20 protein-coding genes and 1 other RNA gene are annotated in these 26,269 nt (G+C 68.7%); 8 read left to right on the top strand and 13 right to left on the bottom strand.

What is annotated here, in order from left to right:
- Nucleotides 1–8: 8 nt before the first annotated feature.
- The 3 genes from tyrS to ssrS all read right to left on the bottom strand — a co-directional run bounded on the left by tyrS (nt 9) and on the right by ssrS (nt 2,235).
- Nucleotides 9–1,271, bottom strand: a complete 1,263-nt coding sequence (tyrS, locus tag SYV04_RS00420; protein WP_321543544.1) for a tyrosine--tRNA ligase — start codon at nt 1,269–1,271, stop codon at nt 9–11.
- A 126-nt stretch (nt 1,272–1,397) separates the two neighbouring features.
- Complete coding sequence (locus tag SYV04_RS00415) at nt 1,398–2,021, bottom strand: 5-formyltetrahydrofolate cyclo-ligase (RefSeq protein WP_321543543.1); 624 nt, start codon at nt 2,019–2,021, stop codon at nt 1,398–1,400.
- Nucleotides 2,022–2,041: 20 nt separating this feature from the next.
- Nucleotides 2,042–2,235, bottom strand: a non-coding RNA gene (ssrS, locus tag SYV04_RS00410) — 6S RNA.
- Between the two features lie 243 nt (nt 2,236–2,478).
- Here ssrS and SYV04_RS00405 point away from each other — a divergent pair.
- The 3 genes from SYV04_RS00405 to SYV04_RS00395 all read left to right on the top strand — a co-directional run bounded on the left by SYV04_RS00405 (nt 2,479) and on the right by SYV04_RS00395 (nt 4,658).
- Nucleotides 2,479–3,414: a tetratricopeptide repeat protein gene (locus SYV04_RS00405; RefSeq protein WP_321543542.1), complete on the top strand. Its 936-nt coding sequence runs from the start codon at nt 2,479–2,481 to the stop codon at nt 3,412–3,414.
- Entirely contained in the window at nt 3,411–4,346 is a 936-nt protein-coding gene (locus SYV04_RS00400; protein ID WP_321543541.1) for a serine/threonine-protein kinase, read from the top strand. Before SYV04_RS00405 ends, SYV04_RS00400 begins: the two co-directional genes overlap by 4 nt.
- 144 nt (nt 4,347–4,490) lie before the next feature.
- The gene (locus SYV04_RS00395; protein WP_321543540.1) at nt 4,491–4,658 is read left to right on the top strand and encodes a hypothetical protein; all 168 of its coding nucleotides are present in this window, start codon (nt 4,491–4,493) and stop codon (nt 4,656–4,658) included.
- Between the two features lies 1 nt (nt 4,659).
- On the opposite strand, the gene SYV04_RS00390 is transcribed toward SYV04_RS00395, so the two are convergent.
- The 8 genes from SYV04_RS00390 to SYV04_RS00355 form a co-directional block, all read right to left on the bottom strand.
- The gene (locus SYV04_RS00390) at nt 4,660–5,829 is read right to left on the bottom strand and encodes an aspartyl protease family protein (RefSeq protein ID WP_321543539.1); all 1,170 of its coding nucleotides are present in this window, start codon (nt 5,827–5,829) and stop codon (nt 4,660–4,662) included.
- Nucleotides 5,826–6,983, bottom strand: a complete 1,158-nt coding sequence (locus SYV04_RS00385) for a cysteine desulfurase family protein (RefSeq protein WP_321543538.1) — start codon at nt 6,981–6,983, stop codon at nt 5,826–5,828. Before SYV04_RS00385 ends, SYV04_RS00390 begins: the two co-directional genes overlap by 4 nt.
- Nucleotides 6,980–8,095 (bottom strand): DHH family phosphoesterase, encoded by a 1,116-nt coding sequence (locus SYV04_RS00380; RefSeq protein WP_321543537.1) that lies wholly within the window; start codon nt 8,093–8,095, stop codon nt 6,980–6,982. The genes SYV04_RS00385 and SYV04_RS00380 overlap by 4 nt, the downstream gene beginning before the upstream one ends.
- 12 nt (nt 8,096–8,107) lie before the next feature.
- On the bottom strand, nt 8,108–8,941 hold the full coding sequence (locus SYV04_RS00375) for a deoxyribonuclease IV (RefSeq protein WP_321543536.1): 834 nt from the start codon (nt 8,939–8,941) through the stop codon (nt 8,108–8,110).
- Nucleotides 8,942–8,948: 7 nt separating this feature from the next.
- A complete protein-coding gene (locus SYV04_RS00370) occupies nt 8,949–9,782 on the bottom strand; it encodes a Fic family protein (RefSeq protein WP_321543535.1) in 834 nt (277 codons plus the stop codon).
- Nucleotides 9,783–9,904: 122 nt separating this feature from the next.
- Complete coding sequence (locus SYV04_RS00365) at nt 9,905–11,239, bottom strand: ATP-binding protein (protein WP_321543534.1); 1,335 nt, start codon at nt 11,237–11,239, stop codon at nt 9,905–9,907.
- A gap of 77 nt (nt 11,240–11,316) precedes the next feature.
- Nucleotides 11,317–12,264, bottom strand: a complete 948-nt coding sequence (locus SYV04_RS00360; protein ID WP_321543533.1) for a branched-chain amino acid transaminase — start codon at nt 12,262–12,264, stop codon at nt 11,317–11,319.
- A gap of 89 nt (nt 12,265–12,353) precedes the next feature.
- Nucleotides 12,354–13,295, bottom strand: a complete 942-nt coding sequence (locus SYV04_RS00355; RefSeq protein WP_321543532.1) for an AAA family ATPase — start codon at nt 13,293–13,295, stop codon at nt 12,354–12,356.
- A 209-nt stretch (nt 13,296–13,504) separates the two neighbouring features.
- Here SYV04_RS00355 and SYV04_RS00350 point away from each other — a divergent pair, with 209 nt between their 5' ends.
- Nucleotides 13,505–13,699 (top strand): hypothetical protein, encoded by a 195-nt coding sequence (locus SYV04_RS00350; protein WP_321544456.1) that lies wholly within the window; start codon nt 13,505–13,507, stop codon nt 13,697–13,699.
- Between the two features lie 80 nt (nt 13,700–13,779).
- On the opposite strand, the gene SYV04_RS00345 is transcribed toward SYV04_RS00350, so the two are convergent.
- The gene (locus tag SYV04_RS00345; RefSeq protein WP_321543531.1) at nt 13,780–18,021 is read right to left on the bottom strand and encodes a response regulator; all 4,242 of its coding nucleotides are present in this window, start codon (nt 18,019–18,021) and stop codon (nt 13,780–13,782) included.
- A gap of 111 nt (nt 18,022–18,132) precedes the next feature.
- Complete coding sequence (locus SYV04_RS00340; RefSeq protein ID WP_321543530.1) at nt 18,133–20,751, bottom strand: glycosyltransferase family 4 protein; 2,619 nt, start codon at nt 20,749–20,751, stop codon at nt 18,133–18,135.
- A 108-nt stretch (nt 20,752–20,859) separates the two neighbouring features.
- Here SYV04_RS00340 and SYV04_RS00335 point away from each other — a divergent pair, with 108 nt between their 5' ends.
- The 4 genes from SYV04_RS00335 (at nt 20,860) to SYV04_RS00320 (ending at nt 26,265) form a co-directional block, all read left to right on the top strand.
- Nucleotides 20,860–22,419 carry a DUF4912 domain-containing protein gene (locus tag SYV04_RS00335; protein ID WP_321543529.1) on the top strand — a complete coding sequence of 520 codons (1,560 nt, stop codon included), beginning with the start codon at nt 20,860–20,862 and terminating at the stop codon, nt 22,417–22,419.
- 12 nt (nt 22,420–22,431) lie between these two features.
- Nucleotides 22,432–24,021, top strand: coding sequence for a glycoside hydrolase family 57 protein (locus tag SYV04_RS00330; RefSeq protein WP_321543528.1), 1,590 nt, complete (start codon nt 22,432–22,434; stop codon nt 24,019–24,021).
- 164 nt (nt 24,022–24,185) lie between these two features.
- The gene (locus SYV04_RS00325; RefSeq protein ID WP_321543527.1) at nt 24,186–25,637 is read left to right on the top strand and encodes a trypsin-like peptidase domain-containing protein; all 1,452 of its coding nucleotides are present in this window, start codon (nt 24,186–24,188) and stop codon (nt 25,635–25,637) included.
- A gap of 31 nt (nt 25,638–25,668) precedes the next feature.
- A complete protein-coding gene (locus tag SYV04_RS00320; RefSeq protein ID WP_321543526.1) occupies nt 25,669–26,265 on the top strand; it encodes an SGNH/GDSL hydrolase family protein in 597 nt (198 codons plus the stop codon).
- Nucleotides 26,266–26,269 lie beyond the last annotated feature (4 nt).

Here is a 26,269-nt window from a genome sequence, read left to right as displayed (position 1 = left end):
CCGCGCCGCTACGCCAGCTTCACCTTCGCCGCCTTCAGCTTGCCCACTTGCACGAGGTACTCGCCCGGCCCCAGCTCTGCCTTCGGGTCCGTCACCTTCTCCCCGTTCACCCGCACGCCGCCCTGGGCCATCAGCTTGCGCGCCTCCGTCGCCGAGGCCACCAGCTTCGTCTCCGGCAGCACCTTCGTGACGAGCACCTTCGCCGCGCCCGCCATCGCCACCTCCACCAGTGACAGGCTCTCCGTGTCGAGCTGCTTGTTCGCGAAGCGCGCCTCGAAGGCCTCCGCCGCCTTCTTCCCGGCCTCCTCTCCCTGGAAGCGCGCGGCGATCTCCTGTGCGAACGCCACCTTCGCCGCCTTCGGGTGCGTCTGCCCCGACTGCACCGCCGCCTTCATCTCCTGGAGCTCCTTCAGCGGCTTGCGCGACAGCAGCTCGTAGTAGCGCCACATCAAGTCGTCCGTGATGCTCATCAGCTTGCCGAAGATCTGCTCGGCCGACTCACTGACGCCCACGTAGTTGTCCAGGCTCTTGGACATCTTGTCGCCGAAGATCTTCCCGTCGACCAGCTTCGCGTCCAGGCCCTCCAGGATCGGCCCCGTCATGATGACCTGGGGCTCCATGTTCTGCTCCTTCATCAACTGCCGACCCACCAGCAGGTTGAAGAGCTGATCCGTCGCGCCCAGCTCCACGTCCGACTTGAGCGCCACCGAGTCGTAGCCCTGCAGCAGCGGGTACAGGAACTCATGGATCGCGATGGAGCGGTTGTCCCGGAAGCGCTTCTTGAAGTCGTCGCGCTCCAGCATGCGCTGCACCGAGTAGCGCGACGCGAGCCGGATCATCCCCTCGGTGCCCAGCGTGTCGAGCCACTCGGAGTTGAAGCGCACCACCGTGCGGTGCGAGTCCAGCACCTTGAAGACCTGCTCCTTGTACGTCTCCGCGTTCACCTTCACCTCTTCGCGGGTGAGGGGAGGCCGCGTGACGTTCTTGCCCGAGGGATCACCAATCAGCGCCGTGAAGTCGCCAATCAGGAACACCACCGTGTGCCCGAAGTCCTGGAAGCGCCGCATGCGCGTGAGCAGCAGCGAGTGCCCCAGGTGCAGGTCCGGCCGGCTCGGATCGAACCCCGCCTTGATGATGAGGGGCTTGCCCTCCCGGTACGAGCGCTCGAGCTTCTTCTTCAGCTCTTCGGCCACCTGGAGATCCACGGTGCCGCGAGTCACTTCGTCGAACTGCTCTTCGGGAGTCGCCTTACGCAGCAGGTCCTGGGTCATGACGCGTCGCACCTTACCCGAAAGCCAGGTCAGGGCGGCGTCCTTCTGCCTGCCAAAAGAGAAGGGGTGAGCCGCCAGCAACACTGGCCTGCCCACCCCATCTCAGAAGACAACAGAAGCCTCTGGCTACGTGTCCAGGAAGTCCCAATCGCGGTACGTGCCGCGCAGGGACTCGGACTCCGTCACCACCAGATCCATGTCCACGTCGTCCCCGTTCGTCGGCAACCAGGAGACGATCTGATCATTGAACGCCAGGCCGATGCGCCGGCTGCGCGCCGAGGCCGCTCTCAAGGTGGCGTCGTAGTAGCCACCTCCGCGTCCCAGCCGCTTGCCGTCCCGCGTGAAGCCCAGCCCGGGCACCACGAAGAGATCGATCTGGTCGACCGGGATGAGATCCGAGGAGTTGGAGGGCTCGCGCACCCCCAGCCGTCCCGGCTCCAGCTCGGCCTCCGATTTGATGGCTCGGAAGGAGAGGATGCGCCCATGGACATGTGACAGCGGGTAGCAGACGACCTTCTCGTCTTGCAGCGCCGCTATCAGGATGTCTCGTGTAGGCACTTCTCCGCGGATGGGCGCATACAGCGCCACCGTCCTGGCCTTGTGATAGTACGGCGATGCCAGGAACCGAGACTGCACCTTCAACCCACGCCCGTCGATGAGGTCTGGCGTCATTGCCTTGCGCCGCGCGGTCAACTCTTCGCGCAGGCCCTGCTTTTTCGCCGCCTCGTCTGTCGCCACCGTCTCGCTCACCGCCTGCCGCTCCACAGAAAAAGTCCCCCGCCGCATGGCCGTGTGCCTAGCGTCCATTGAACCCTAAAAAGCCAGGTGGGGACCAAAGTCATGGCTCCGTAGGCTTCCCTCTGCCCCGCGAGGGGGAGGGCTTGCGCATGGAACCCGAAACGGACCCCGTGATGGACGTATCGGTTCGAATTTCTGCTGGGCATCACGCGCCCCGCAGGGGACAGCCTTTGTACAACCTGAAAATAAGGTCTCTTAAACCCTCGAACTTGCTGGAGAAACCCTGCAATACGCAGGAGAAATGATAAGGACGGGGCCCGGCCGGGTCAAGGTGTCCCGCGCGCGTTTACAACGCGGGTGGCTGCCACCTATGATGCGCCGGCCCTACCTCCCGATGGCGCCCGTATCATTCATAACCGCGCTCGCGGTGGTCTTTTTCCTGGCGCCTGCCCTGGCCCAAGCCGGGCCGATGCTCTCTGGAAGCCATCGTGTCGAGGCGTCCGGCTCGCTGGAGCTGGTCTCCGAGGGCGACCGGCTCACCGGCACGGCGGGAGAGGGCTGGGACTGTCGGCTTGACGCGCCGCGTCGGGTGCTGGAGGGTGACTTCCAGGGGCCGGTGCTGGTGGGGCGGCTGACGGTGTGCCAGACGGGCCCCCAGTGTCCGGAGGTGCAGACCTACCCCCTCCTGGCCTTCTACAACGAGGAGGACCGGGCGCTCGTGGCGCATGTGCGCCTGCGCGAGGGCTGCGAGTCCCCGGTGGTGAAGGAGGGGCGGTTCATCCTGCAGCCGGCGGGCAAGGCGGCCCCGGAGGAGATGGTCGCCGCCCCACCTGCGCCCAGCGCGGGCAGCACTCCCGTCGCGGTCACCAGCCCCAGCGCGGGCGGCAGCTCCGCGTCGGCGCTGGCCAACAAGCGCGGTGGGCGCAACGCCGAGGCGGCGAAGCAGGCCAGCGAGCTGGGCGAGAAGCTCTATAAGGAGAAGAACTACGTCCAGGCGGCGCAGCAGTTCGAGATCAGCCTGGCGCACGATCCCGGGGACAAGAACTGGCCGGCGTACATGGGGCGGGGCTCGAGCCGGCTCATGCTGGGCCAGGTGAAGGAGGCCATCCAGGATCTGGAGCGCTCGCGCGTGGCCAACGCGAAGGTCTCTTCCACCCGGCACGCGGGGCTGTTCTACGTGCTCGGGTGCGCCCACGCGCAGAACGGCGACAAGAAGCGGGCGATGGAGTTCATGCGTCAGGCCGTGAAGGCCAACTATCCGCTCCACGATGTCGTCGAGGTGGACCCGATCCCGAAGAAGCTCCTGGGCGAGCTGCCGGAGTTCCAGGAGCTGCTGAAGAAGTCGCGTGATAAGGCGGCCGCTCAAACCCGTGGAACGGTAGGCCCTGGAACCCAGAAGCCGTGAGCACGCCTCTGACGCCGCGTACGACTCGGGTCTTCGGTAACTACGAGCTCCTGTCGCCGCTCGGCAAGGGAGGCATGGCCGAGGTGTTCCGGGCGCGCGTGCTCTCCGGGAAGTACGAGGGCTGGGACGTGGCCGTGAAGCGGCTGCTGCCCTCGCTCACGGGGGACCCCGCCTCGGTCGAGTGCTTCATCCGCGAGGCGGACCTGTCCACGCAGCTGGACCACCCCAACATCGTCAAGGTGTTGGACGTGGGCATCGCCGAGGGCACCTACTACATCGTGATGGAGCTGGTGGACGGCAAGGACCTGGCGCAGATCCTCCGCCGCTGCAAGCAGCGGGGCATCCCCCTGCCCATCGACTTCGCCGTGTACCTGGCCAAGGTGTTGTTGGAGTCGCTGGCGTACGCGCACACCGCCTCCGGCTCGAGCGGAGACGCGCTGGGCATCGTCCACTGTGATGTGTCGCCCTCCAACCTGTTCATCTCCCGGCTCGGGGAGATCAAGCTGGGCGACTTTGGCGTGGCGCGGGTGTTCTTCGATGGCTCGCGCGATGGCGGCGAGGTGCTCGGCAAGCCGTACTACCTGTCGCCCGAGTCGCTCCGGGGCATCGTCACGCCGGAGGCGGACCTGTGGGCCGCCACGGTGGTGCTCTACGAGCTGCTGACGCTGGAGCGCCCCTTCACCGGGAACACGCCGGAGGAGGTGTTCTTCAACATCCGCCACCGCCGCTACCGGCCCATCCACGCGCTGCGTCCCGAGGTCCCCGAGTTGCTGGAGGAGCTCGTGGCGCGGGGCTTCGCCGCGCACATCAAGGATCGCTTCCCCACGGCGGAGTCCTACGCCCAGTCGCTCACGCCGCACTACGACGAGCTGGTGGGCACGCCGTTGGCCATCGCTGCTGTCGTCCGCGGGCTCTTCGGCACCAGCGACTGACGCTCCGTTGGCTGCCTGGCGGGGAGGAGATGGAGCCCCTTGCCGGTAGCGCCTCCTGCCGTCGGGCGTGGAGGACCGCGAGCCTGCCCCGCACCGGGTGCCGAGCTTTCTTCGTGGCTGTCCCACACGCGAACGGAGGATGCGATGGCGACCGACCCGAAGGAGCGCAAGCAGGAGCAGGAGCGGCCCCGTGAGGCCGGCGCGGAGCGCGAGAAGCCCGCTGAAAACGCGGACAAGGCCAAGGAGGGGATGCCGGGGTACGGCCAGCCTCCCGGCGAGGTCCGCAAGCCCCTGCCGGACCAGGGCTGGTAGCTCAGGGCGGATCCGGGAGCAGGTCGCGCACCTCGAGGGTGACGGTGCGCGTCTGCCCGGCTCGCTCCAGCGTCACCTGCACCGAGGTTCCCGGTGGTGCCCACGGAGAGGGCGCCTGGGCGATGGGTGTGTCATCCACCGCCACCAAGATGTCTCCGGCCTCGATGCCTGCCTCTCGGGCGGGGGAGGGGGACAGGAAGCCCTCGACGCGCAGTCCTAGGGGCGAGTCGCTCGGCTGGAAGACCAGGCCAACGCCCACGTAGTCGCGCTGCCAGTGGTCCTGTGCTTCCAGGCGGGACAGGCCCAGCGTGCGGGCCTCGCTCGCGGAAGCGCCTCCCGTGAGCCCTACCCGGAACTCGCGCAGGAAGCTCCAGCCCAGGAAACCGTCCAGCGCGCGAGGCTTGCAGCCCTCGCCACACGCGGCGGTCATCTCGGCCTCCAGCCGGTCCAATTGCGCGTCCACGGCCGAGGCGAACAGCAGGGGCGTGCCGTGTGTCTCGGCCGCGCCGACCGACAGCGAGCGCGCGCGCACAGCGGAGGCCTGGGTCAGCCCCGCGAAGCCCGTCTGCAGGCGGATTCCCTCCAGGCGGGCACGGGAGGACAAGGCCTCCGTTCGCGAGGAGCGAAGGAAGGTCCCCGTCGCCCCCGTGTCGAGCACGAAGGTGGCCGCTTCGCCTTCCACCGTCCCGCTCACGAGCAGGAGCGGCAGGCTCTTGTCCTGGCAGCGCGGGGGCGTGACGACATCCAGCGGGGTTCCGGCGGCGTCGGGCGCGAAGGCCGGGTGCAGCACCACCTCGCGGCGGCGCGGCTCGAAGGAGAGGGGGAGCCGGGAGAGCACATCCGCGCCCACGATGCCCTGGAGCCCGAGCGGCGCGAGCAGTGGCTCCACCCTGAAGGGACCGGCTCGCACGGGGCCAAGCTCCAGTCTGGCGCGGGTGTTGTCCTGCCCCGCCAGCGTGGAGATCGAGAGGGAGGTGCGAGGAAACCCCGTGTCCAGCAGCAGCGGCACCTCACGCTCGCCCACGCGCGTCAACACCGTACCCGGAGGCGCGTCGGCCACCCAGGGCAGGGAAGTGGAGGCCGAAGGCAACGTCACCGGTACGGCAGGACACTCGGGATCGCCGCACGCCCCCATCGCCAGCGCGGCGAGCAGGGCGGCGGCACGCCTCACGCCAGCTCCTGCGCCGCGAGCGCCCGGGCGCGAGGCACGTGGGTACAGAGCGCCTCCACGACGCGCTCTACCTCGGCCTCGGTGGTGCCCGGGCCCAGCGAGAAGCGCAGCGAGCCGTGGGCCTGCGCGGGCGTGAGCCCCATGGCGGTGAGCACATGCGACGGCGTCAGGGTGCCCGAGGCACACGCCGAGCCTGAGGAGACGCAGATGCCCTCCAGATCCAGCGCGATGAGGAGCGCCTCGCCATCGGCGCCCTGGAAGCGCAGGTTGCTGGTGTTCGGCACACGGAGCACGCCACCGCCATTCACGGTGACATCCGGGATGCGCGAGAGGACCGCGCGCTCGAACGCGTCGCGGAGCGCGCCCACCCGGGCGGAGGAGGCCTCCTGTTCCGCCTGGGCCAGCTCCAGCGCCAGGGCAAAGGCCTCCGCGTAGGGGACGTTCTGCGTTCCCCCTCGGCGCCCGGCCTCCTGATGCCCCGGGGTGAGCGCCAACACGTCCACGCCCTTGCGCACCACCAGCACGCCCACGCCCGTGGGACCGCCGAACTTGTATGCCGAGAGCGCCAGCAGGTCCGCGTCCACCTCGCGCAGGCTCAGCGACAGCTTCCCCGCTGCCTGCACCGCGTCCGTGTGGAAGAGGATGCCGCGCTGGCGGCAGGCCCGCGCCACCTCCGCCGCCGGCTGCACCACGCCCGTCTCGTTGTTGGCCCACATCAGCGAGCAGAGCGCCGTGGCCGGCGTGAGCGCGTCCAGCACGGCCTCCGCGCGCACGCGCCCGTCCTCACCGGGGCGCACCCGCACCACCTCCGCGCCCTGCTTCTCCAACTGCGTCAGCGCGGCGAGCACCGCTGGGTGCTCGATGGACGAGGAGACGATGCGCCGTCGGTTCGGATCCGGCCGCGCGAGGAAGGCGCCCTTGAGCGCCAGCGCGTCCGCCTCGGAGCCGGAGCCGGTGAAGCACACCTCCTTCGGCTCGCAGCCCAGCACTCGCGCCACCCGGGCCCGCGCCGCATCCAGCCGCCCGCGGGCCTCACGGCCGGCGCGGTGGACGCTGGACGGGTTGCCGAAGCCGCCCTCCGTCAGCGCGCGGGCCAGCGCCTGCGCCACCTCCGGACGCAGCGGCGTGGCCGCGTTGTAGTCCCAGTAGATCACGCGTCCTGCGCGGTCAGCAGCGAGACCGGCCGCTCATCCTCGACGCCGAACGCCTCCAGGAACCGGTTCACCAGCTCGCGCTTGAGCGCCTTGCGCTGGTTGGCTCGGCCCGACAGCGGCAGCCGAGCGCCCGCCATGCTGCCATGGCCGCCCGAGGAGCCGCCGAAGTCCTCGCAGATGTCCCGGATCAGTTTGCCTGCGTTCATCCGGCGGTCCTTCACCCGCAGGGACACGAAGAGCTGATTGCGGTACGTGGCATACGCCAGCGACCACTTCATGCCCTCGAGGAACATCATCCGCTCGGCCACCTCGGCCACCATGTCCGGGGTGTAGACCTCTTCCAGGTCCGTGACGATGGCGGTGCCGTACACCTTGGCCCGCTCGATCGCCGTGTGGTGCAACTGGAAGTAGCGCGCGGGCAGCTCCGGGTGCTCGATCTGCCCCAGCAGATGCTTGTCACAGCGCGGGAAGAGCCACAGGTAGCTGTCGATGTCCGTCTGCGTCGTCTCGCGGCCGAGATCTCTCGTGTCCGCCTTGATGCCGTAGAAGAGCGCCGTGGCCACCTCCACCGAGGGCTCCAGGCGCGCGGCGCGCAGGTACTCCACCACCATCGTCGAGGTGGCGCCGAAGTCACCGCCCACGTCCGCGAACGGCGCCTGCAGGCTCTCGTCGCGCAGCGGGTGGTGGTCGATCACGATGTCCGCGGGCAACCGTGATGGCAGCGAGTGGTTGCCCACGGGAGGCTGTGTGTCCACCAGTCCGAAGAGATCGAAGTCGTCGAAGTCCAGCTGCGAGACGTGGGAGACGGGCAGCCGCAGCACCTTCACGAAGGCGATGTTCTCCGCGCGGCCGACGATGCCCCCGTACCCTACCCGGGCCTCCATGCCCACCCGACGCTCCAGGATGTGAGCGAGCGTGACCGCGGCGGCGAGGGAGTCGGGATCCGGGTTGTCGTGGGTGAGAATGAGCGCCTTCTTCTTCCCTCGGGCCACACGCAGCAGGCGCTCGAGCTTGTCGCGAGCGGGCAGCTGGGCGATGCGTGGTGCAGGAGGTTCCGCGGACTCCCCGGTAGATGAGGCTCGTCGGGTGTGGGCGGAGGGTGTGCCTGGCATGGGGTCTCTTCTTTACCGAGTCCGGCGGAGGGATTCGAGGAGCCGGATGCTCTCCCCATAACGTTCCGGAAACGGCGTCTCCAGTACTCCAATGGTGTTGACGAAGCGCGGATCGTTCACGAGGCAGCGGAAGGCCGTACGCCCGATTGTCCCCTTGCCCACCTCCTCGTGCCGGTCCACCCGGCAGCCGAGCGGCTTCTTACAGTCATTGAGGTGGAAGCAGCCTACCCGCTCCAGGCCCACGGTGGTGTCGCATTCGGCCATCACCGCCTCGTAGCCCTGCTCCGTGGACACGTCATACCCGGCGGCGAACAGGTGACAGGTGTCCAGGCAAATGCTGATCCGGTCCTCCCGCTTCACCTGGGAGAGGATCTCCGCCAGGTGCCAGAAGCGCCAGCCGAGGCAGTTGCCCTGGCCCGCGGTGATCTCCAGGCACAGGCGAGCGCGGAAGCGCGGGGTGCGTTGGTGGATCTCGTCGATGCCGGCGGCGATCAGCGAGAGCCCCTTCCGCTCGTCCGGATGCGCGCCCGGGTGGATGACGAGGTAGGTGATGCCCAGCCGCTCGCAGCGCGTGAGCTCCTCCGTCACGCACGCCAGCGACTTCTCGCGCAGCGTCGCGTCTTCAGAGCCCAGGTTCACCAGGTAGCTGCCATGGGCGACGGAGGGGAGGCCGGTGCGCCGGGCCTCGGCGCGGAAGGCGCGGCGCTCCTGCTCGGTGAGCGCCGGCGCGCTCCAGCCGCGCGCGTTCTTCGTGAAGATCTGCAGGCTGCGAGCGCCGTGCTCCTCGGCGCGCGCGAAGGCGTGGCTCACGCCTCCGGCGATGGACTCGTGAGCTCCAATCAACACGGCGGCGCTAGTTGATGGCCTTGTACCGCCGGTTGAGGTCCTTGAAGTACTTGATGCCGTTGTCGAGCGAGTTCTCGATGGCGTCCATCAGCAGCGTGCGGAAGCCCGACACCGGGCCGCGGAAGGACTCGTAGTACTTCTGCCGATCGATCGAGTGGATGACCGCCGGCATGTAGTTGTTGCGCAGCAGAATCAGGTTCGTACACATCCTGCCCACCTTCCCGCTGTGCTCGGTGAAGGGGAAGATCTGCAGGAACATGTGCTGCACCGTGGCCGCCTGCTTGATCGGGTGGAACTCCCGGAACTCGGCGCTCGCGGTGTAGTCCACCAGCTTCTCCAGCGCGGGCTGGATCTTCGCCGGCTGGGAGATGTCGTGGAAGTACGTGCGGTGCAGCGGCATGTCCTTGCGGAAGCCGGCGCGCTCGCGCTCCTTGGCCAGCTCCTTCTCCGTGCGCTCCCGACGCTCGGTGGCCGCACGCGCCTGCTGTGCCTCGGGCGTGTTGCCGATGAACAGGTCGTGCATGCGCTTGATCTGCGTGAGCGTGATCTGCGCGTTCTTCTTGCTGGAGGCGGCCTCCTCGCGGATGTATTCGCAGACCGCCTTGTGGTTTCGAACCTCGAGCACCACCGGCATCATCGAGGCCTCGGCAGGCAGGCGGCCCGGATACAGCGCCGCCGTCAGCTCCTGCTGCGTGTACACCACGCCCTCGAGCGCTGCGTCGTGGTAGATCCACGACATCTCGAAGCGGTCGATGAACTCGCGCGCCTTCTCCTTGAAGATGCCAAGGTAGTCACGCAGCGTCTCGTTCTTCTCGTCGATCTCTTGGTAGCGTTCCTTCACGGACCTACGGCTCCTTCGTACCCGCTCCTGAAGCGCCAGGGTGGACCGGGTGGTCGGCCGACGTCTGCAACTCGGCCGTGATTCTAGAAATTCCGAGCGCTTAGGACAACGAAAAGCCCGCTCTACAAATCGACGAGGAAGACCTCGCACGCCTGGTCGAGCAGATCCTTCGACAAAGCCGGGGGGATTTGCCGGTAGCGCGCCGCGTCCTTGATGAGGGCCACCAGGTCTCGGGGGTGGCAGGCGCGCAGTTGCATGTTTCGCGGCTTGTAATAGCCCTCAATCAGGTACGTGACAGCCTGATCCACATAGGGAATTCCCGCTGCCTCGCACACTCTCTCGAAGATTTCCCGGAAGGTGTCTTGTTCCGGGTTCTTCACTTCAATCTTGTACTTGATGCGCCGCAGGAAGGCCTCGTCCACCAGCTCCTTGGGGTCGAGGTTGGTGGAGAACACCAGCAGCTGCTCGAAGGGGATCTCGAACTTCTTGCCCGTGTGCAGGGTGAGGAAGTCGATGCGCTTCTCCAGCGGGACGATCCACCGGTTGAGCAGGTCCGTGGGGTGGACCTTCTGCCGGCCGAAGTCGTCGATGAGGAGCATGCCGCCGTTGGCCTTCACCTGGAACGGGGCCTCGTAGAAGCGGGCGCTCTCCGAGTAGATGAGGTCCAACGTCTCCAGCGTCAGCTCACCGCCGACGATGACCGCGGGCCGGCGGCAGAGCTGCCAGCGGTTGTCCATTTCGAAGGTCTGCCGACGGCCCGAGCTGTCGCGGCCGATCTCCAGCGGGACAGGGGCGTGGTTGAGGTTGTCGAAGACCTTGATGATCTGATTGTCGATCTCGAGGCAGTAGGGGATGTACGCCTCGCCGCCGAACATGCGCGAGATGGCCTCGGCGAGGCTCGTCTTCCCGTTGCCCGGAGGCCCGTGGAGGAACAGCGAGCGGCCCGAGTTCACCGCCGGGCCCAGCTTGTCGAGCAGATCCTCGGTGACGGTGAGGTGCGAGAGCCCCATCAGCAGCTCTTCGCGGCTGACAACGGGGTTCTCTTCGATCTGGCTGGTGATGAGCGCGTTGTACTGCTCGATGGGCACCGGGGCCGGGCCCACGTAGGTGGTGCGCGTGAGCGCGTCACGCGCGTACTCGCGCCCCTTCTCCGTGAGCACGAACTCCACCGAGGCGCGGCCGAAGCCCTTGCCGCCGCGCAGGTCCACCAGCTTCTCCGCGGCGACGAAGTCCACCACGCGCTCGATGACGCCGGTCCACGGCAGGCACAGCTCGTCCGCGATCGACATGCCCGTGCCCGTACCCGAGTAGTACAGGTACTTCAGGGCGATGTCCGAGAGCAGGCCCATCTTGAGACCCGTCTCCTCCAGCGACTTCGGCTCCGGCGGAGCGATGTCGAGGATGGACGGGTTCTCGAGATTGAAGGGGTTGTTGTCCGCGTAGCCGGGCTGGCGCATCTCCGGGAGGTTTTAACCCATCTGGAGAAACCCGGCATGAATGTGCCGGGCGGCCAGGCAACCCGGGCCTTGTCCCACTAGATGTAGGTCAACCACTCCGCGTAGCGCGGCTCCTGGCCCCGGACCGTGCGGAAGTACGTCTCCTGCACGAACTGCGTCACCGGGCCGGGCTTGCCGTCGCCGACCATCCGGTTGTCCACCTCGCGCACCGGGGTGATCTCCGCCGCCGTGCCGGTGAAGAAGATCTCGTTGCCGATGTAGAGCGCGTCACGGGTGAACGTCACCTCTTCCACGTAGCGCCCGCTGTCGCGCAGGAGCTTCAGCACCGTGTCGCGGGTGATGCCATCCAGGATGGGCGAGGAGAGGGGAGGGGTCTTGATGACGCCCTTCTTGTTCACCATGAAGATGTTCTCGCCGGAGGCCTCGGCCACGAAGCCGCTGATGTCCAGCAGGATGGCCTCGTCATAGCCGGCGAGCACCGCCTCGCGCTTGGCGAGGATGGAGTTCACGTACTGGCCGGAGATCTTCCCGCGCACCATGTTCACGTTCACGTGCATGCGGGTAAAGGAGCTGACCTTGCCGCGGATGCCCTCGCGGATGCCCTTCTCGCCCAGGTATGCGCCCCAGTCCCAGGCGGTGATCGCCACGCGCGTGGGGTTCACCGCGCCCAGGCCCATGGCGCCGTCGCCCATGAAGGCGATGGGCCGCAGGTAGGCGCCGTTGGCGAAGATGTCCTTCTGCTTGCGCAGCAACTCGACGCACGCCTCCACCAGCTCATCGGTGGTGTACGGCAGCTTCAGCATGCAGATGTGCGCCGAGTCCACCAGCCGCTGGATGTGCTCGCGCAGGCGGAAGACGGCGATGCGCCCGTCATGGGTGCGGTAGGCGCGGATTCCCTCGAAGACGCCCAGGCCGTAGTGCAGCGCGTGCGTCATCACGTGCATCTGGCCCTCGTCCCATTTCATGAACTGGCCATCCATCCAGATCTGATTGGCGCGCAGCGTGGCGGACGAGGTGGAGCTCATGGTCGTTCCTTATTCGGAATGGGGGAGAGTCGCGCGGGTCTTCTTTCACATGCCGCTGGACCCGTCAAAGCGGCAATTCTCGACTTTTCTCAGGCCTGGGCGATCTGCGAGAGGTTGGCCTTCGCCTTCTCGATATCGCCCTCGTACTTGAGGACCAGGTTCAGTGTGGAGGCGACCAGATCCGCCGTCAGCGACTCCGCGTTGAGCAGCGCCAGGCTCTGCGCCCAGTCCAGCGTCTCGCTGATGGAGGGGGCCTTCTTCAGATCCAGCTTGCGGATGGCCGCCACCGCTTCGACCACCTGCTCGGCCAGCGTCTGGGCCACCTGGGGCAGCCGCGAGCGGACGATGCGCAGCTCGCGCTCGCGGTCCGGGAAATCGATGTGCAGGTGCAGGCAGCGCCGCTTGAGCGCGTCCGACAGCTCGCGCGCGTTGTTCGAGGTGAGGATCACCCGAGGCACGTGCTTCGCCTTGAACGTCCCCAGCTCCGGAATCGTCACCGCGTTGTCCGAGAGCACCTCCAGCAGGAAGGCCTCGAACTCGGGATCCGCCTTGTCGATCTCGTCCACGAGCAGCACCGACGGCTGCGCGGACAGCAGCGCCTTGAGAATGGGCCGCGGCAGCAGGAAGCGCTCGGAGAAGAACACCGCGTCGCCCGAGGCCAGCCGGTCGGCGGCCTCCGCCAGCGAGCGCGCATCGCCCACCATCTCGCCGATCTTGTCCTGGAGGAGCTGGGTGTAGAGCAGCTGCTTGGCGTACTCCCACTCGTAGAGCGCCTTGGCCTCGTCCAGCCCCTCGTAGCACTGCAGGCGGATGAACTCCCGGCCCAGCGCCTGCGCCAGCGCCTTGGACAGCTCCGTCTTGCCCACCCCCGCCGGGCCCTCCACCAGGATGGGCTTGTCCATCCGGTCCGCCAGGAAGCACGCCGTGGCGATCTCCGGCGAGGACAGGTAGCCGACCTGCTCCAGGCGGGTCTCCGCGTCCTCCACGCTGGCGAAGGGACGGCCCTGCGGGGATGTCGTAGGTGCGCTCACGAACGGAACTTAACCGATGCGATCGGTGCCGACTGCGGCAAAAATGCCAGGGTTCCCGACGTGTCGGCGACGCGTCGACAGCCTGCTCCGTATGCAACCTGCTGGAAACACGGTGGGAAGTTTTCTGCGCACCCTGGGCATGCGACGTGCATCCAAAACGGGCATTCCGGTCTTCGTTGAGGTGCGTCGTCATGTGGGTGTGGTTGAGGATGGTTCTGGCGCTGGTGGTGTTCCTCCTCCCGGGTGGGTTCCCGATGGTGCTCGGTTATGTGACCGCGCGGACCCTGCTGGCGCGGTGGCGGCAGGCCCAGGCGCAGGCCAACGGTAGGGTAGTGGCCCTGCGGGACGTGGTGGCCACGCTGCACTTCCGGGATCTGGTGAGAGAGGCCCGAGCCGCTTTCTGAGGCATCCACAGACCCTGAAAACACGAGGAGCGCGGCCCGAGAGGACCGCGCTCCTTGTTTTTGGGCGCTAGCCGCGCCGACTACTTGTCCAGCTCATCCACGAGGGCGGACCAGGGGTCGTCCTCCTTCTTCATGGTGGCGAGCGGCACCATCACGGTGCGGTCGGCCGGGTCCATGTCGTCGCCCAACGCGGGCGCGGCGGCCGGAGCGGGTGCGGCCTGGACCGGCGCCGGAGGGGCCTTCTTCCCCATGGTCTGGACCGCGGCCGGGCGCGCGCCCGTCGCGGGCTTGGCCGCAGCGGGCTTGGCCGGTGCGGCGGGAGCCGCGGGAGCGGCCACCGTGTTGACCTGGGTCTTCACGGCGTCCTCTTCCTCGTCTCCGACGGGAGTCTTGGCGGCGGCGGGCTTGGCGGCCCCGGCGGCGGCGGGAGACTTGCTCTTGTAGCGAGCCAGCTCCAGCTCGGCGACCTTGAGCGCCTTGCTCTTCTCCTGCACGGACTGCTGCAGGCGCGCCACCTCCTGGGCCTTGATGGCGTCGCGGCGCTCCAGCTCCGCCTTCTGCTTGGCGTTGAGGTCCTCGATCTCCTTGAGCTGCTTGCCCTCCAGCTCCTTGCGCTCGCGCTGGGCGGCGGCCAGCTTGGTGGCGGCCTCGTTGGCCTTGGTCTCGGCGGCGGCGACCTTGGCGTTCAGCTCCTTCTCCGCGCGGCCCTTGGCGCTGGCGGCGTTCTCCAACGCCAGCTCCAGCTCCTGGATCTTCCGGGTGCGGGTGGTGAGCTGGCCCTGGACCTCCTTGACCTTGGCTTCGGCCTCGGCGGCGCGCTGCTGGGCCTCCTGGGTGAGCTGGGCGATGCGCGCCTCGGCGGCGGCCACCTTCTTGGCGAGATCGTCCGAGGTGCGCTTGGCTTCGGCGCGCTCGGCCGTCTGGACCTGGGTGAGCTGCTGCAGCCGGCCCTCGGCCTGCTGGAGCTGACCGGCCACGGCATCGCGGTCGGCCATGAGCTTCGCCTGGGCGTTGCCCGCCTGGCGCAGCTGATCGTCGCGGCCGGCGATCTCCTTGCGTGCCCCGTCCAGGTCCCCGGTGAGCCCCGCGACCTGCTGCTGGAGCGCCTGGGCCTGCTTCTGGGCATCGGCCTGCTGCTGCTGCAGCTTGGCCTCGAGCGCCTTGAGCTGCTCGGTCTTGGCGGTGACGTCGCGGGTGAGGGCCTCGGCCTGGCGCTGCTTCTCCTGGGTGACGGTGGTGAGCTTGCGGAGCGTGTCGGACAGCTCCTTGCTCTTGCCGGCCAGGTCGTTCTGCAGCAGCTCCTCGCGGCGCTGGGACTCCTCGGTGAGCGTGTGGAGCTTGTCCTCGAGGATGTGGCGGGTGTTCTCGGCGTCCGCCAGCTGCGAGGTGAGCTGCGTTAGCTCGGCCACGCGCTCGCCCAGCTCCTGCTTGGTGGCGGCCAGCTGCTCGGCCAGATCCTGGCCATGGTCGCGCGCGTCGTTGAGCTGCGCTTCCAGGTTCGCCTGAGTCTGCGCGGCCTGCTGCTGGGTGGCCTCGTGCGCGGCCTGCTCGCGCGCGAGCGTGTCCCGCGTCTGCGCCAGCGTGCCCTGCGTGGAGGTCAGGTCCTCGATGGTGCTGTCCAGCTCGCGGCGCAGCCCCTCGCGCTCGCCCGTGAGGGCCTGGATCTGCGCGGTGGTCTCCTCGGCGAGCTTGTGGTGGGCGGCGCGCTCGGCCTCGTAGTTGCCCTGCGTCTCGGACAGCTCCGCGCGCAGCTCGCCGATCTGACCGGTGAGCTCCGCTTCCTGGGCAGCCTTGGCCTGCTCGGTGTCACGCAGCTCGCCGGTGAGCCGGTCGATGTCCCCGCGCGCCGTCTTCAGCTCGCCCTCACGCGTGGAGAGCGTCTGCGCGGTGCGGGACAGCTCGCCCTGCGTGTGCTCCAGCGTGGCCTTCGTGTCGGACAGCTCGCTGTCCAGCTCGTCGCGGATGGCCGTGGTGGAGGCCAGCTGCGCCTTGGTCTGCTCCAGCGTGTTCTGCGTCTCGGAGAGCGTCTGGGAGGTGGCCTCCAGCTCGCCCCGGGTGCTGGCCAGCGTCTCCTCGGTGCGGGCCAGCGTGCCCTGCGTCTCGGAGAGCGTCTGGGAGGTGGCCTCCAGCTCGCCACGCGTGGTGGCCAGCGTCTCCTCGGTGCGGGTGAGCGTGCCCTGCGTCTCGGAGAGCGTCTGGGAGGTGGCCTCCAGCTCGCCGGTCACGTCGGCGATGCGGCTGTCACGCTCGGACACGTCCGTGCGCAGGCCCTCGATGGTCTGGTCGCGCTGGGCGACGGTGTCCTCGAGGGAGACGATGTTCGCCTGGAGCTTCTCGCCGTGGGCCTGCGACGCCTCGAGCTGGCCGTTGAGGTCCGCCTCCATGGCGGCCTTGGCCTGCTCCAGCGCCTGGATCTGACCGGTGAGGTCCGCCTCCAGGGTGTTCTTGGCGATGTTGAGCGCCTGGAGCTGGCCGGTGAGGTCGGCTTCCAGGGTGTCCTTGGCCTGGTTGAGCGCCTCGAGCTGGCCCTTGAGGTCCGCCTCCAGGGTGTCCTTGGCCGTCTGCAGCGCGTGGAGCCGGTCGGTGAGGTCCGTCTCCAGCGCATCCTTGGCCTGGTTGAGGGCCTCCAGCTCGCCAGTGAGCTCGTTCTCACGGTCGGCCAGGTGTGCCTTGAGGGCCTCGACTTCGCCCTCCAGCTCGCCGATGCGCTCCAGGTGCTGCTGGATGGAGGAGTTGAGCTCCGCCTCGTGCTGCTCGTTGCGCGCGATGGTCTCGGCCAGCTCGCGCTCGAGGCCGGAGATCTTCGTGTCGCGCTCTTCGATGCGCTGGGTGAGGTCCTGCTCCTGCGCGTCCTTGTCGGAGCTGAGCTGGTCGCGCTCGCCGATGGTCCGGGCAAGGTCCGCTTCCAGGTCGGCGATCTGCTGGTTGAGCCGGGCTTCGAGCGCCACGCGCTCGGCCTTCAGCCGCTCGATCTCCGCGTCGGACTGGGCGCCGTGCTCCTCGGCGGCGGTGGCGCGCTGCTCCAGGGCGCGCACCGTGGCGTCGCGCTCCTGCTCGGTCTGCTGCAGCCGCTCCTGGAGGGCCTGAATCTCGCCGTCCAGCTCCGCGTAGCGCTGGTCGCGATCGCTGACCGTCTGCGCCAGGGTGGCGTCCAGCTCGTCGCCGCGGCGGCGCAGCTGGGAGATCTCCGTCTCGTGCCCGCGGATGGTGTCGTGGAGCTTCTGCTCGCGGACCTCGGACTCCAGCGTGGAGGTGTTGAACTGCTTCTCCAGCTTGTCGTACTCGTTCCGGGCGTTCTCCAGCTCCGAGGCGCGGCGGCTCAGGTCCTCGTCGCGGTTCTTGACCTCCTTCTTGAGGACATTGATGTCCTTTTCCTTGGAGGCGACGACCTCGATGAGGTCCTTCTCGGCCGAGAACTTCTGCAGGAGCAGGTCGTCGACCGTGGCGCCGTGCTCACGCTCCTTCTGGAGCATGGCCGTCTGCGCCTCGTTGAAGCGGCGCAGCAGGTCGTCCACCTGCATCTTCAGGCCCTGCAGCTCCACGTCCTTCTCGTGGAGCCGGTCCTCGACGGACAGGAGCTCGCGCTCGCGCACGCTCCAGATCTCGGAGATGCGGGCCAGCTGCGCCTCGCGCACCTTCAGCTCGTCTCGGAGGACCTGGATCTTGCCCTCGGGCGTGCCCATCAGCTCGCGCTTGGGCGGGGTGCGCTTGACCTGACGCGACTCGGCCAGCAGCTCCGCCTTGCGGTCCGCGATGGACTGGAAGGCGCGATCGAGGAAGGTACGGTCCTCGTCGTTGATGGCGCTGCGGCGCTCACGCTTGGGCAGCTTGGGCGGACCTCCCGCGGGGGCGGTGCGCAGCGGCGGCGGAATGGCCGGCGGCGCCTCGCGCGGGTTTCCGGCCAGCGCCGAGTCGAGCGACGCGTCCGTCTCCGAGTCCTCCGGGGTGCCGGGCGGCACGATGTTGGAGCTGAGCGAGGCCAGCTCCCCCATCTCGAAGGGGATGACCAGGTAGCCATCCGCGGCGGCCGGCGTCTGCCGGTGCTGGTTGAGCCCATCCACCCCTGTGTCCGAAGAGAGGAGCAGAACCTTCAGGTTCTGGCCCCACTTTCCCTTCTTGATTTGACCACAGAGGGTGAAGCCGGATTGGTCTGGAAGCTCCGCCCGGAGGACCACGAGGTCCGGCCGGCGCTTCTCCATCTCCCGTTGTGCTTCAACGGAGGAGTTGGCCATGGCCGTGGTGTACCCCGCGCTGCGGAGGACAGTGGCCATGCTGAGGGCGAATTCGTTCTGGCTTTCGACGATGAGGACCCGACGCTCCATGAAGTCCTTCGGTAGTCGCGATGGCTCGCGAAAAGTGCAGTGAAAACCGGAGCATCCTATTCCACCGGCCGCAAGGCAGGAAAGTTTCCGGGGCGTGCTCGGTTGGCTGGTCTACGACGATTTGCCGCGCGGCGCTCCCTGGGCCAGCGAGGGAGGAGGCGGGACCCGAGACGGATCCGTCGTGTCCTCGTCCCGGCCCGGGAAGGTGGTGGGCGGGGTGTGCCGGGCGAACTGTGCTCCCTCGGGGGGGCAGTAGCCGTGGGCCAGCTGCGCAAACCATGGATCCAAGGCCGAGTTAGGCGGCGCGGGCTCCGGGGTGTCCTCGGGCTCGGCCTCGGCTTCCGGCACGGCGGCCTCGGCCGCTTTGATCGGATCAGCCTCGGCCTCCGGGACGGCGTCTTCGACCGGCTCGACGTGATCATCCACCGCCTCGACGGCGTCCGCGTCCCCGGTCTCCTGGACCTCGTCGCTGCTGATCTCCTCGGGCTCCTCCAGCCGTGGGTGGGGGTGGGGAGGGGTGGGTGCCGCGTCCAGCTCGGCCTCGTCGGAGATATCCTGGGCCTCGTCGGAGATGTCCTCGGGCTCGTCGGACACGTCCTCGGCGACATCTTCCGGCAGCTCCTCGGGCTCTTCCTCGACGACGGCGACCACGGGAGGCGGAGCGGGGCGCGGGGGCGGAGGGCTCGCGGGCGTCGTGAGGGGCGGCGGGGTCCGGGTGCCCGTGGGAGGCGTCTTCGGGAGCGCGGGCGGAAGCGAGCGGCTCTTCTCGGCGGGCTCCTGCTGCGCGCGCACGGGCTCGGGCGGTGCCTTGACGGGTTCGGGAGGTGACTTGATGAGCTCGGGCGGTGCCTTGACGGGCTCCGGCGGCGGCTTGATTGGGGTCAGCACGGGAGGGCGGCTGGGAGGGGGCTCTGGCCGGGAGGAGCGGCTCGGGCCAAGCGTCTTCATCTGAACGATTGGCGTGGGCGCGGGAGGCTCCTCGCGCACGGGCTCTGGCGGCAGGCGGACCACCGGAGTGGGCGTCGGGGGCGTGGCCTCGCGACGAGGGACCGGAGGAGGGGAGAGGACCGGGGTCGGCGGCTCCTCCTCGGGGGGCTCCTCGCGCAGCCCCGCTGGCGGCTTCACGATGGGCGTGGGCGCCGGGGGCTCCTCGCGCAATGAGGCGGGCGGTCGGACGATGGGCGTGGGCGCCGGGGGCTCTTCGACCGACAGGCTGGAGACGCTCGGAGCCGCCTTCTCGCGCAGCGGCAGGCCCATCACCACCGGAGGCTCGTTGGGGCGCACGTCGGGCTCGGTCTTGATGAGGCGCGTGTCGACGTTCTCGTCGAGCACCTGGCCCACCACCAGCGGCAGGTCCTCGCGGGACGGCTCCTTGTGAGGAGGGACGGGGGCGGAGGCCGCGGGTTTGGCCGGCTCGGAGGCGGCGAGCGCGGAGTTCTTCCGATTCTCGGACGACGTGAGCTGGGGAATCCGGTTGGTCGGCGTGCCCGTCATCGTCGGCATGGGCAGCTCGGTCGGAGCGCTCACGGGCGCCTGCGGCCCGAGCAGCTCATCATAGAGGTCCAGCAGCTTGCCGCGGACGATGCCCGCGTCGAGCTCCTGCTCGGCGAAGGCCCGGGCCTCCTGCCCCATCGCCACCCGCCGAGGCACGTCCCTCGCCAGCTCGATGATTCGCTCGGCCAGGGCCCGCGCATCCCCCGGCGGATGGAAGAGGACGGTGGACTCGGGGATGAGCTCGCGCGTCACCGGGAGGTCCGCGGCGATCACCGGTCGGCCGGCGGCCAGGTACTCGGAGACCTTGGCGAGCGGGCCTCCCTGGAGCCGGTTGCGGTCCACGTCATCCAGAGGAATGACGCCCACGTCCGCCAGCGCCAGCACCTTCACGAGATCGTCGTGGAGGACCGGGGGCTGGAACTCCACGTGCGCCTGGATGCCCAGCTCCTTGGACAGATCCTCCAGGTGCGGCTGCCAGTCCGGGTGACGCGCGCCCACCAGCGTGAGCTTCGCCTCGGCGCCCTTCTCCAGGGCGATGGCGAGCGCACGGAACAGGGTGGGCAGGCCCTGCCAGCCGGACTGACTGCCCAGGTACATCAGCCGCATGGGGCGGCTGTCGGGCGCTCCCAGCACGTCCGGCGTGTAGGGCGTCAGGTCCACCGGCGCTCGCAGCAGCCGGATCTGCTCCGTGCTGGCACCGAGCGATTGAATGTACGACTGGGTGGCCTGCGAGCCGGTGACGACCCTGTCGGCGTTCATCAGGCAGAACAGCTCCTGCCGCCGTATCTTGGCCAGGAAGCGCTTGTCGCCCTCCGTCTGAGGGTGGGTGTAGCGCAGCTCTTGCGAGGGGAAGGTCTGCGCCTCATAGATGAGGCGGTAGCCGTAGTCGCCCTTCAGCTCGCACAGGGCATAGCCGCCGAACGGATCGGTGAAGTGGGCGAGGGCGTATTCCTCACTCTCGAGCTGGCGCCGCACGGCGCGCTCGAAGGCCTGGATTCGGGAGGCCAGATCGCCCGAGCCCACGGGGACGCGCAGCAGGCGTGCGCCCTGGTACTTCTCGATGTGGGAATGGTCCGGCGTCTTCGCGGACAACACCACCACATGGAACCGATCGGGTAGCGCCTTGAGGTACTCGGTCAGACGGCGCGACGAACCCGACGGGCCGGGGATGACGTCGAAGCTGCACAGCAGGAGTCTGGGCAGGTCGCTCAAGCGGGAGCAGGATAACCGTTCCATTTCCAAGGTGTCATCGGCTGTGACATGGGGAGTGCGGTCGTGCGACGAACAGAAAAAAACACAGCCTCGTTGACCCTCGGGGGCCGGCGGCCTAAAGGCGACCCGGGTATGGACGAACTCAAGAGCGTCACCGTGAGCTATCTGCGTGACCTGGCGCGCAAGTACCTGGGCCCCGGCCACAGCAAGCTGAACAAGCAGCAGCTCATCGCCGCGCTCGCCCAGTTCGTCCCCGCGCTGAAGAAGCTGGCGAAGCTCGCCGGCATCGCGCTGCCCACCCCCGCCAAGGCCGCGCCCAAGGGCGCCGCCACCGCGTCCCGGACGTTCCGCGGTGTCCAGGCCATGGACAAGAAGCCCAAGGGCAAGAAGGCCTCCTCCGAGAAGAAGGGGGCCGAGCGGACGAAGGAGCCCGAGCGCAAGAAGGCTCCGGAGAAGAAGGCGGAGGCGAAGAAGGCCCCGGAGAAGAAAGCGGAGGCGAAGAAGGCCCCGGAGAAGAAGGCGGAGGCGAAGAAGGCCCCGGAGAAGAAGGAGCCGGAGAAGAAGGCCTCCCCGGCTCCGGCGCGCAAGAGCGCCCCTTCACGCGCCGCCCCGGCGCAGCCCGAGGACACGGCTCCGCTGCCCCAGCCCGCACAAGTAGTGAACTTCCCCCCTCGCCCACGGTCCTACAGGTCCGCCGAGAGGGCAGGGCGGGAGGCCGCGTCCGAGGCGTCCAGCGCGCCGCCCGAGACTGTCCACGCGCGCCCCGCGGAGCCGCTGCTGGAGGGCTTCTTCGTGGCCCGGGTGGTGGGGGAGCGCGAGCTACGGCGCCACCATATGACCGAGGACCAGGCTCCGCGCGCGGTGCAGGTCCAGGCGACCGGCGACGACGAGAACCTGGGCGAGCTGCCGCTGGACTACGGAAACGATCTCGCGATGGCGCTGGCCCGGGATCCGCACACCCTCTTCATCTCCTGGGACTTCAGCCCCGCCGCCCGCGCCCGGGCCATCGAGGGGCTCGACGATCCCCGGGCCGTGTTGCGCGTGTACGACGGCGACAAGCTGGTCCGCATGGAGGAGTTCGTCCTCGAGTCGCGCAGCTTCTACATCCACGGCCTGCCGCCGGGACGCGCCTATCGGGTGGAGGCGCACTTCGTGGGCCGCGATGGCCGCTCGCGCCGGATCGGTTACTCCTCCCATCCGGTGAACCTGCCGCAGTCGGGGCTGTCGCATGACACCTCGGTGCGCTTCATGCGGATGCCCCCGCCGCCGCCTCCCACCGTGAGCGCGGTGCCGCAGCCCGTGCCCACGCCCGAGCTGGTGCCCGCCCCGCCCGTGCTGGAGGCGCCCCTGGACGAGCGCGAGTACTTCACCTGGGAGCGCGTGGCGCTGCCGGGCAGCGCGGACATGGCGGATGTGCTTCAGATTCGTCGGGAGCTCATCGCCCGCGAGGCCGGCGGCCCCGAGCTGACCCTGGGCGCCGTGCCCGAGCACATGCTGGTTCCCTCGCGTCCGCCCGGCTCCTCCGAGCAGTCCGCCGCGATGGGTGGCCGCGCGCCCAAGGGCGTCTTCGAGCCGCTGTTCCGAGGGGGCATTCGGGGCGGGTCCTCCGAGCTGTCCCTGGGAGGCGGGGCGCGGGGAGGATCCTCCGAGCAGATCCACTGGACACCGCCGCATTCGGGGCGGGGACGATAGGGCACGTCACCTATGAGTCAGGGCTCGCTGGCGCTGGTACTCCACGCGCACCTGCCGTTCGTGCGCCATCCGGAGCACGAGGACTTCCTGGAGGAGGACTGGCTCTACGAGGCCATCTCCGAGACGTACCTGCCGCTGCTGCTCGTGTTCGACCGGTTGGCGGAGGAGGGCGTGCCCTTCCGGGTGACGATGTCGCTCACCCCCACGCTCGTCACCATGCTGCGCGACGAGCTGCTGATGGGACGCTACGCGCGCAAGCTGGACCGGCTCTGCGAGCTGGGCGCGCTCGAGGTCCATCGCACCCGGAATGACGCCACCTTCGGTCCGCTGGCGCGCTTCTATCGCGAGCACTTCGAGTCGCTGCGCGAGGCCTGGCACGGGCGCTACCGGGGCGATCTGGTGAGCGCGTTCCGGCGCCTGCAGGACGCGGGGCACCTGGAGATCGTCACCTGCTGTGCCACCCATGGCTTCCTGCCGCTGATGCAGGAGACGCCCGAGGCGGTGCGGGCGCAGATCACCGTGGCGGCCAACCACTACCGGCTGACGTTCGGCCGGGACGCGCCGGGCATCTGGCTGGCCGAGTGTGGCTACTACCCCGGGGTGGAGCGCTTCCTGGCCTCCGAGCGCATCCGCTACTTCTTCGTGGACACGCACGGGCTGACGGACGCCACGCCGCGCCCGCTGTACGGCCCCTTCGCGCCCATCTACACGGAGGCGGGCGTGGCGGTGTATGCGCGCGATCCGGAGAGCTCGCAGCAGGTGTGGAGCTCCGAGAGCGGCTACCCGGGAGACCCGCTGTACCGCGAGTTCTACCGGGACATCGGGTGGGATCTGGACCTGGACTACATCCGGCCCTTCATCCAGCCCACCGGAGACCGGAAGAACACCGGCTACAAGTACTTCCGCATCACCGGCAAGACGCAGGAGAAGCAGCCCTACGATCCCGAGGCCGCGCGCGCCCGGGCCATCGAGCACGCGGGCAACTTCCTGTTCAACCGCGAGAAGCAGATCGAATACCTGGCCACCCGCATGGGCGGCCGCAAGCCGGTGGTGGTGGCCCCGTACGACGCGGAGCTCTTCGGGCACTGGTGGTTCGAGGGCCCGTTGTTCCTCGAGGCCCTCATCCGCCAGGTGGCCCGCGACCAGGAGACGTTCCGGCTGGTGTCGCCGTTCGATGATCTGCGCGAGCACCCGGAGAACCAGGTGTCCACGCCGCCGCTGAGTTCGTGGGGCTCGGGGGGCTACGCCCATATGTGGCTGGATGGCTCCAACGATTGGATCTACCGGCACCTGCACCACTGTGCCCAGCAGATGGTGGCGCTGGCGCGGGACTTCCCCGAGACGTCGGATCTACAGCGCCGGGCCCTCAACCAGGCCGCGCGCGAGCTGCTGCTCGCCCAGTCCTCCGATTGGGCCTTCATCATGAAGACGGGCACCATGGTGGACTACGCCGTGCGTCGCACGAAGGAGCACGTCCTGCGCTTCCTGCGCCTGCACGACCAGGTGCGGGGAGGGAATATCGACGAGCCCTGGTTGTCCCAGATCGAATCGCGCAACAACATCTTCCCGGAGATCGACTACCGAGTTTACCGCCCTGCCTGAGGCCGCTGGAAGCCTGTCCTGCTGTTGAGGTGCGGACAACAGAACAGCGGGCGGGCCTCCCGGCGAAAGCTCGGGAAGAGGAAGGGCGGCGCAGTGTTCTCCCCAGGCGCCCGGGACGTGGTTTCGCTTGCCGACCCCGGATACCGCTTTAGCTTGGGGTAACTATGAGACAGCCAAAATTCGTTCTTCGGAGCACCGCGGTAGCAGGGCTCGTCGCTGTGCTCTCCGTTCCAGCGCTGGCCCAGCAGCCGGCTCCGGCTCAGCCGCCCACCACGGGCAACGTTCAGCCCGCCACGCGAGAGGCGCAGGCGCTGCCCTCGCTTGCTCCCCTGGTCGACTCCGTGAAGTCCGCCGTCGTGAACGTGGACGTGACGGCCAAGATGGGAGGCCAGCGCGGCATGGGGCAGGGCCCCCTGGACCGCTTCTTCGGGGGCGGCCGCATGGATGGGCGTGAGCCCGTTCGCCAGGGCGCCGGCTCCGGTTTCATCATCGACCCCAAGGGCGTGGTGGTCACCAACAACCACGTCGTCGAGGACGCGGTCTCCATCATGATCCGCATGGACGACGGGCGCTCCTTCCCCGCCGAGGTGGTGGGGCGGGACCCACTCACGGACGTGGCCGTGCTCAAGCTCAAGAGCAAGGTGGCCAACCTGCCCTCGGTGGGGCTGGGCGACTCGGACGACACGCGCGTGGGGGACTGGGTGCTGGCCATCGGCAACCCGTTCGGTCTGGCCTCCAGCGTGAGCCTGGGCATCCTCTCGGCCAAGGCGCGTGACATCCAGGCGGGCCCCTATGACGACTTCCTTCAGACCGACGCGGCCATCAACCCGGGCAACTCCGGCGGTCCGCTCTTCAACATGAAGGGCGAGGTGATCGGCATGAACACCGCCATCGTGGGTGGGGGCACGGGCATTGGCTTCTCGGTGCCCAGCAACCTCATCCGCGCGCTGCTGCCCCAACTCGAGAAGGAGGGTGTCGTCACCCGTGGCTTCCTGGGCATTGGAATCCAGGATCTGAAGCCGGAGATCGCCAAGGCGCTCAGCCTCCCCGTCAACGAGGGCGCCATCGTGAACGACGTGCGCCCGGGGGCTCCTGGGGCGAAGGCGGGCCTGAAGCTGGATGACGTGATTATCGCCCTGGACGGGCAGAAGATCGGCTCCGGCAGCGCGCTGACCCGCACGGTGGCGCTCAAGCGGCCGGGCAGCACCTCCACCCTCACCATCTACCGCAACGGGAAGAAGGAAGATGTGAAGGTGACGCTGGGCACGCGGCCGGACCTCGAGGGCATCGGCAAGAACACGCCGCGCGAGGAGGAGGAGAGCTCCAAGGCGCGCGTGGGTGTGTCGCTGAGCGACATGGACTCGCGCATCGCGCGGCAGGCGGGCTTCAAGCAGGACCAGGGGGCGCTGATCACCGACGTGGTGCCCGGCTCTCCCGCGGAGCGCGCGGAGCTGTCGCCCGGCATGCTGGTGGTGGAGGCCAACCGCAAGCCCGTGCGCAACGCGGAGCAGCTGGCCGAGGCCATCCGCGCCACGCCCGCGGGTGGCACCTTGCTGCTGCGCGTGGTGATGCCCGGCGGTAGCAGCCGGCTGCTGCGCGCGCTCCAGATGCCCTGAGCATCCCTGTACGCGATGTGAGGAGACAGGCTTGAGCGTCAGCTACGTGGCTCTCGGGGATAGCTCGGCGGTGGGGGTGGGGGCGAGTCGTGGTGGGGGCTATCCCGAGCGCCTCGCCTCGCGCCTGCGACAGGGCGGGCTTCCGGTGGGGCTCACCAACCTCGGTATGAGCGGCGCGGTCATCCGGGATGTGGTGAGCTCCCAGCTCAAGCGTGCCGTGTCCACGCAGCCGACGCTGGTGACGATCGGCATCGGCATCAACGACTTGTGGCGCGGCACCTCGGTGGAGGACTTCCGGGACGATCTCGATCGGGTCGCCCGGAGGCTGAAGCCGACGGGGGCCTCGCTGGTGGTGGTGAACCTGCCGGACATGGCGCTGGCGCCGGTGGCGCGCCTGGTGCCCAGCCACCTCTACGAGGGCCGCATCGAGCCCTTCAATGAGGCCATCTCCACCGTGGCCCGCGCGCACGGGGTCCACGTGGTGGACATGTACTCGGCCAGCCGCGAGTTCATCCCCGCGCGCCCGGACTTCTTCAGCGGAGACGGCTTCCACCCCTCGGACGCTGGCTACGAGCAGTGGGCGGATCTGATGCTGCCCACGGTACGGCCGCTGGTCGGCGGGCGCTGAGCGC

Source organism: Hyalangium ruber (assembly GCF_034259325.1).
Taxonomy (GTDB): Bacteria; Myxococcota; Myxococcia; order Myxococcales; family Myxococcaceae; genus Hyalangium_A; species Hyalangium_A rubrum.
This window is presented reverse-complemented; position numbering and strand designations above follow the sequence as displayed.

What these genes read in the sequence shown, in the direction of transcription:
- SYV04_RS00340 (WP_321543530.1), bottom strand. Translation starts at nt 20,751, where the DNA reads ATGGAACGGTTATCCTGCTCCCGCTTGAGCGACCTGCCCAGACTCCTG.
- SYV04_RS00350 (WP_321544456.1), top strand. Translation starts at nt 13,505, where the DNA reads ATGGTTCTGGCGCTGGTGGTGTTCCTCCTCCCGGGTGGGTTCCCGATG.
- SYV04_RS00360 (WP_321543533.1), bottom strand. Translation starts at nt 12,264, where the DNA reads ATGAGCTCCACCTCGTCCGCCACGCTGCGCGCCAATCAGATCTGGATG.
- SYV04_RS00345 (WP_321543531.1), bottom strand. Translation starts at nt 18,021, where the DNA reads ATGGAGCGTCGGGTCCTCATCGTCGAAAGCCAGAACGAATTCGCCCTC.
- SYV04_RS00405 (WP_321543542.1), top strand. Translation starts at nt 2,479, where the DNA reads ATGCTCTCTGGAAGCCATCGTGTCGAGGCGTCCGGCTCGCTGGAGCTG.
- SYV04_RS00365 (WP_321543534.1), bottom strand. Translation starts at nt 11,239, where the DNA reads ATGCGCCAGCCCGGCTACGCGGACAACAACCCCTTCAATCTCGAGAAC.
- SYV04_RS00330 (WP_321543528.1), top strand. Translation starts at nt 22,432, where the DNA reads ATGAGTCAGGGCTCGCTGGCGCTGGTACTCCACGCGCACCTGCCGTTC.
- tyrS (WP_321543544.1), bottom strand. Translation starts at nt 1,271, where the DNA reads ATGACCCAGGACCTGCTGCGTAAGGCGACTCCCGAAGAGCAGTTCGAC.
- SYV04_RS00380 (WP_321543537.1), bottom strand. Translation starts at nt 8,095, where the DNA reads ATGCCAGGCACACCCTCCGCCCACACCCGACGAGCCTCATCTACCGGG.
- SYV04_RS00325 (WP_321543527.1), top strand. Translation starts at nt 24,186, where the DNA reads ATGAGACAGCCAAAATTCGTTCTTCGGAGCACCGCGGTAGCAGGGCTC.
- SYV04_RS00395 (WP_321543540.1), top strand. Translation starts at nt 4,491, where the DNA reads ATGGCGACCGACCCGAAGGAGCGCAAGCAGGAGCAGGAGCGGCCCCGT.
- SYV04_RS00335 (WP_321543529.1), top strand. Translation starts at nt 20,860, where the DNA reads ATGGACGAACTCAAGAGCGTCACCGTGAGCTATCTGCGTGACCTGGCG.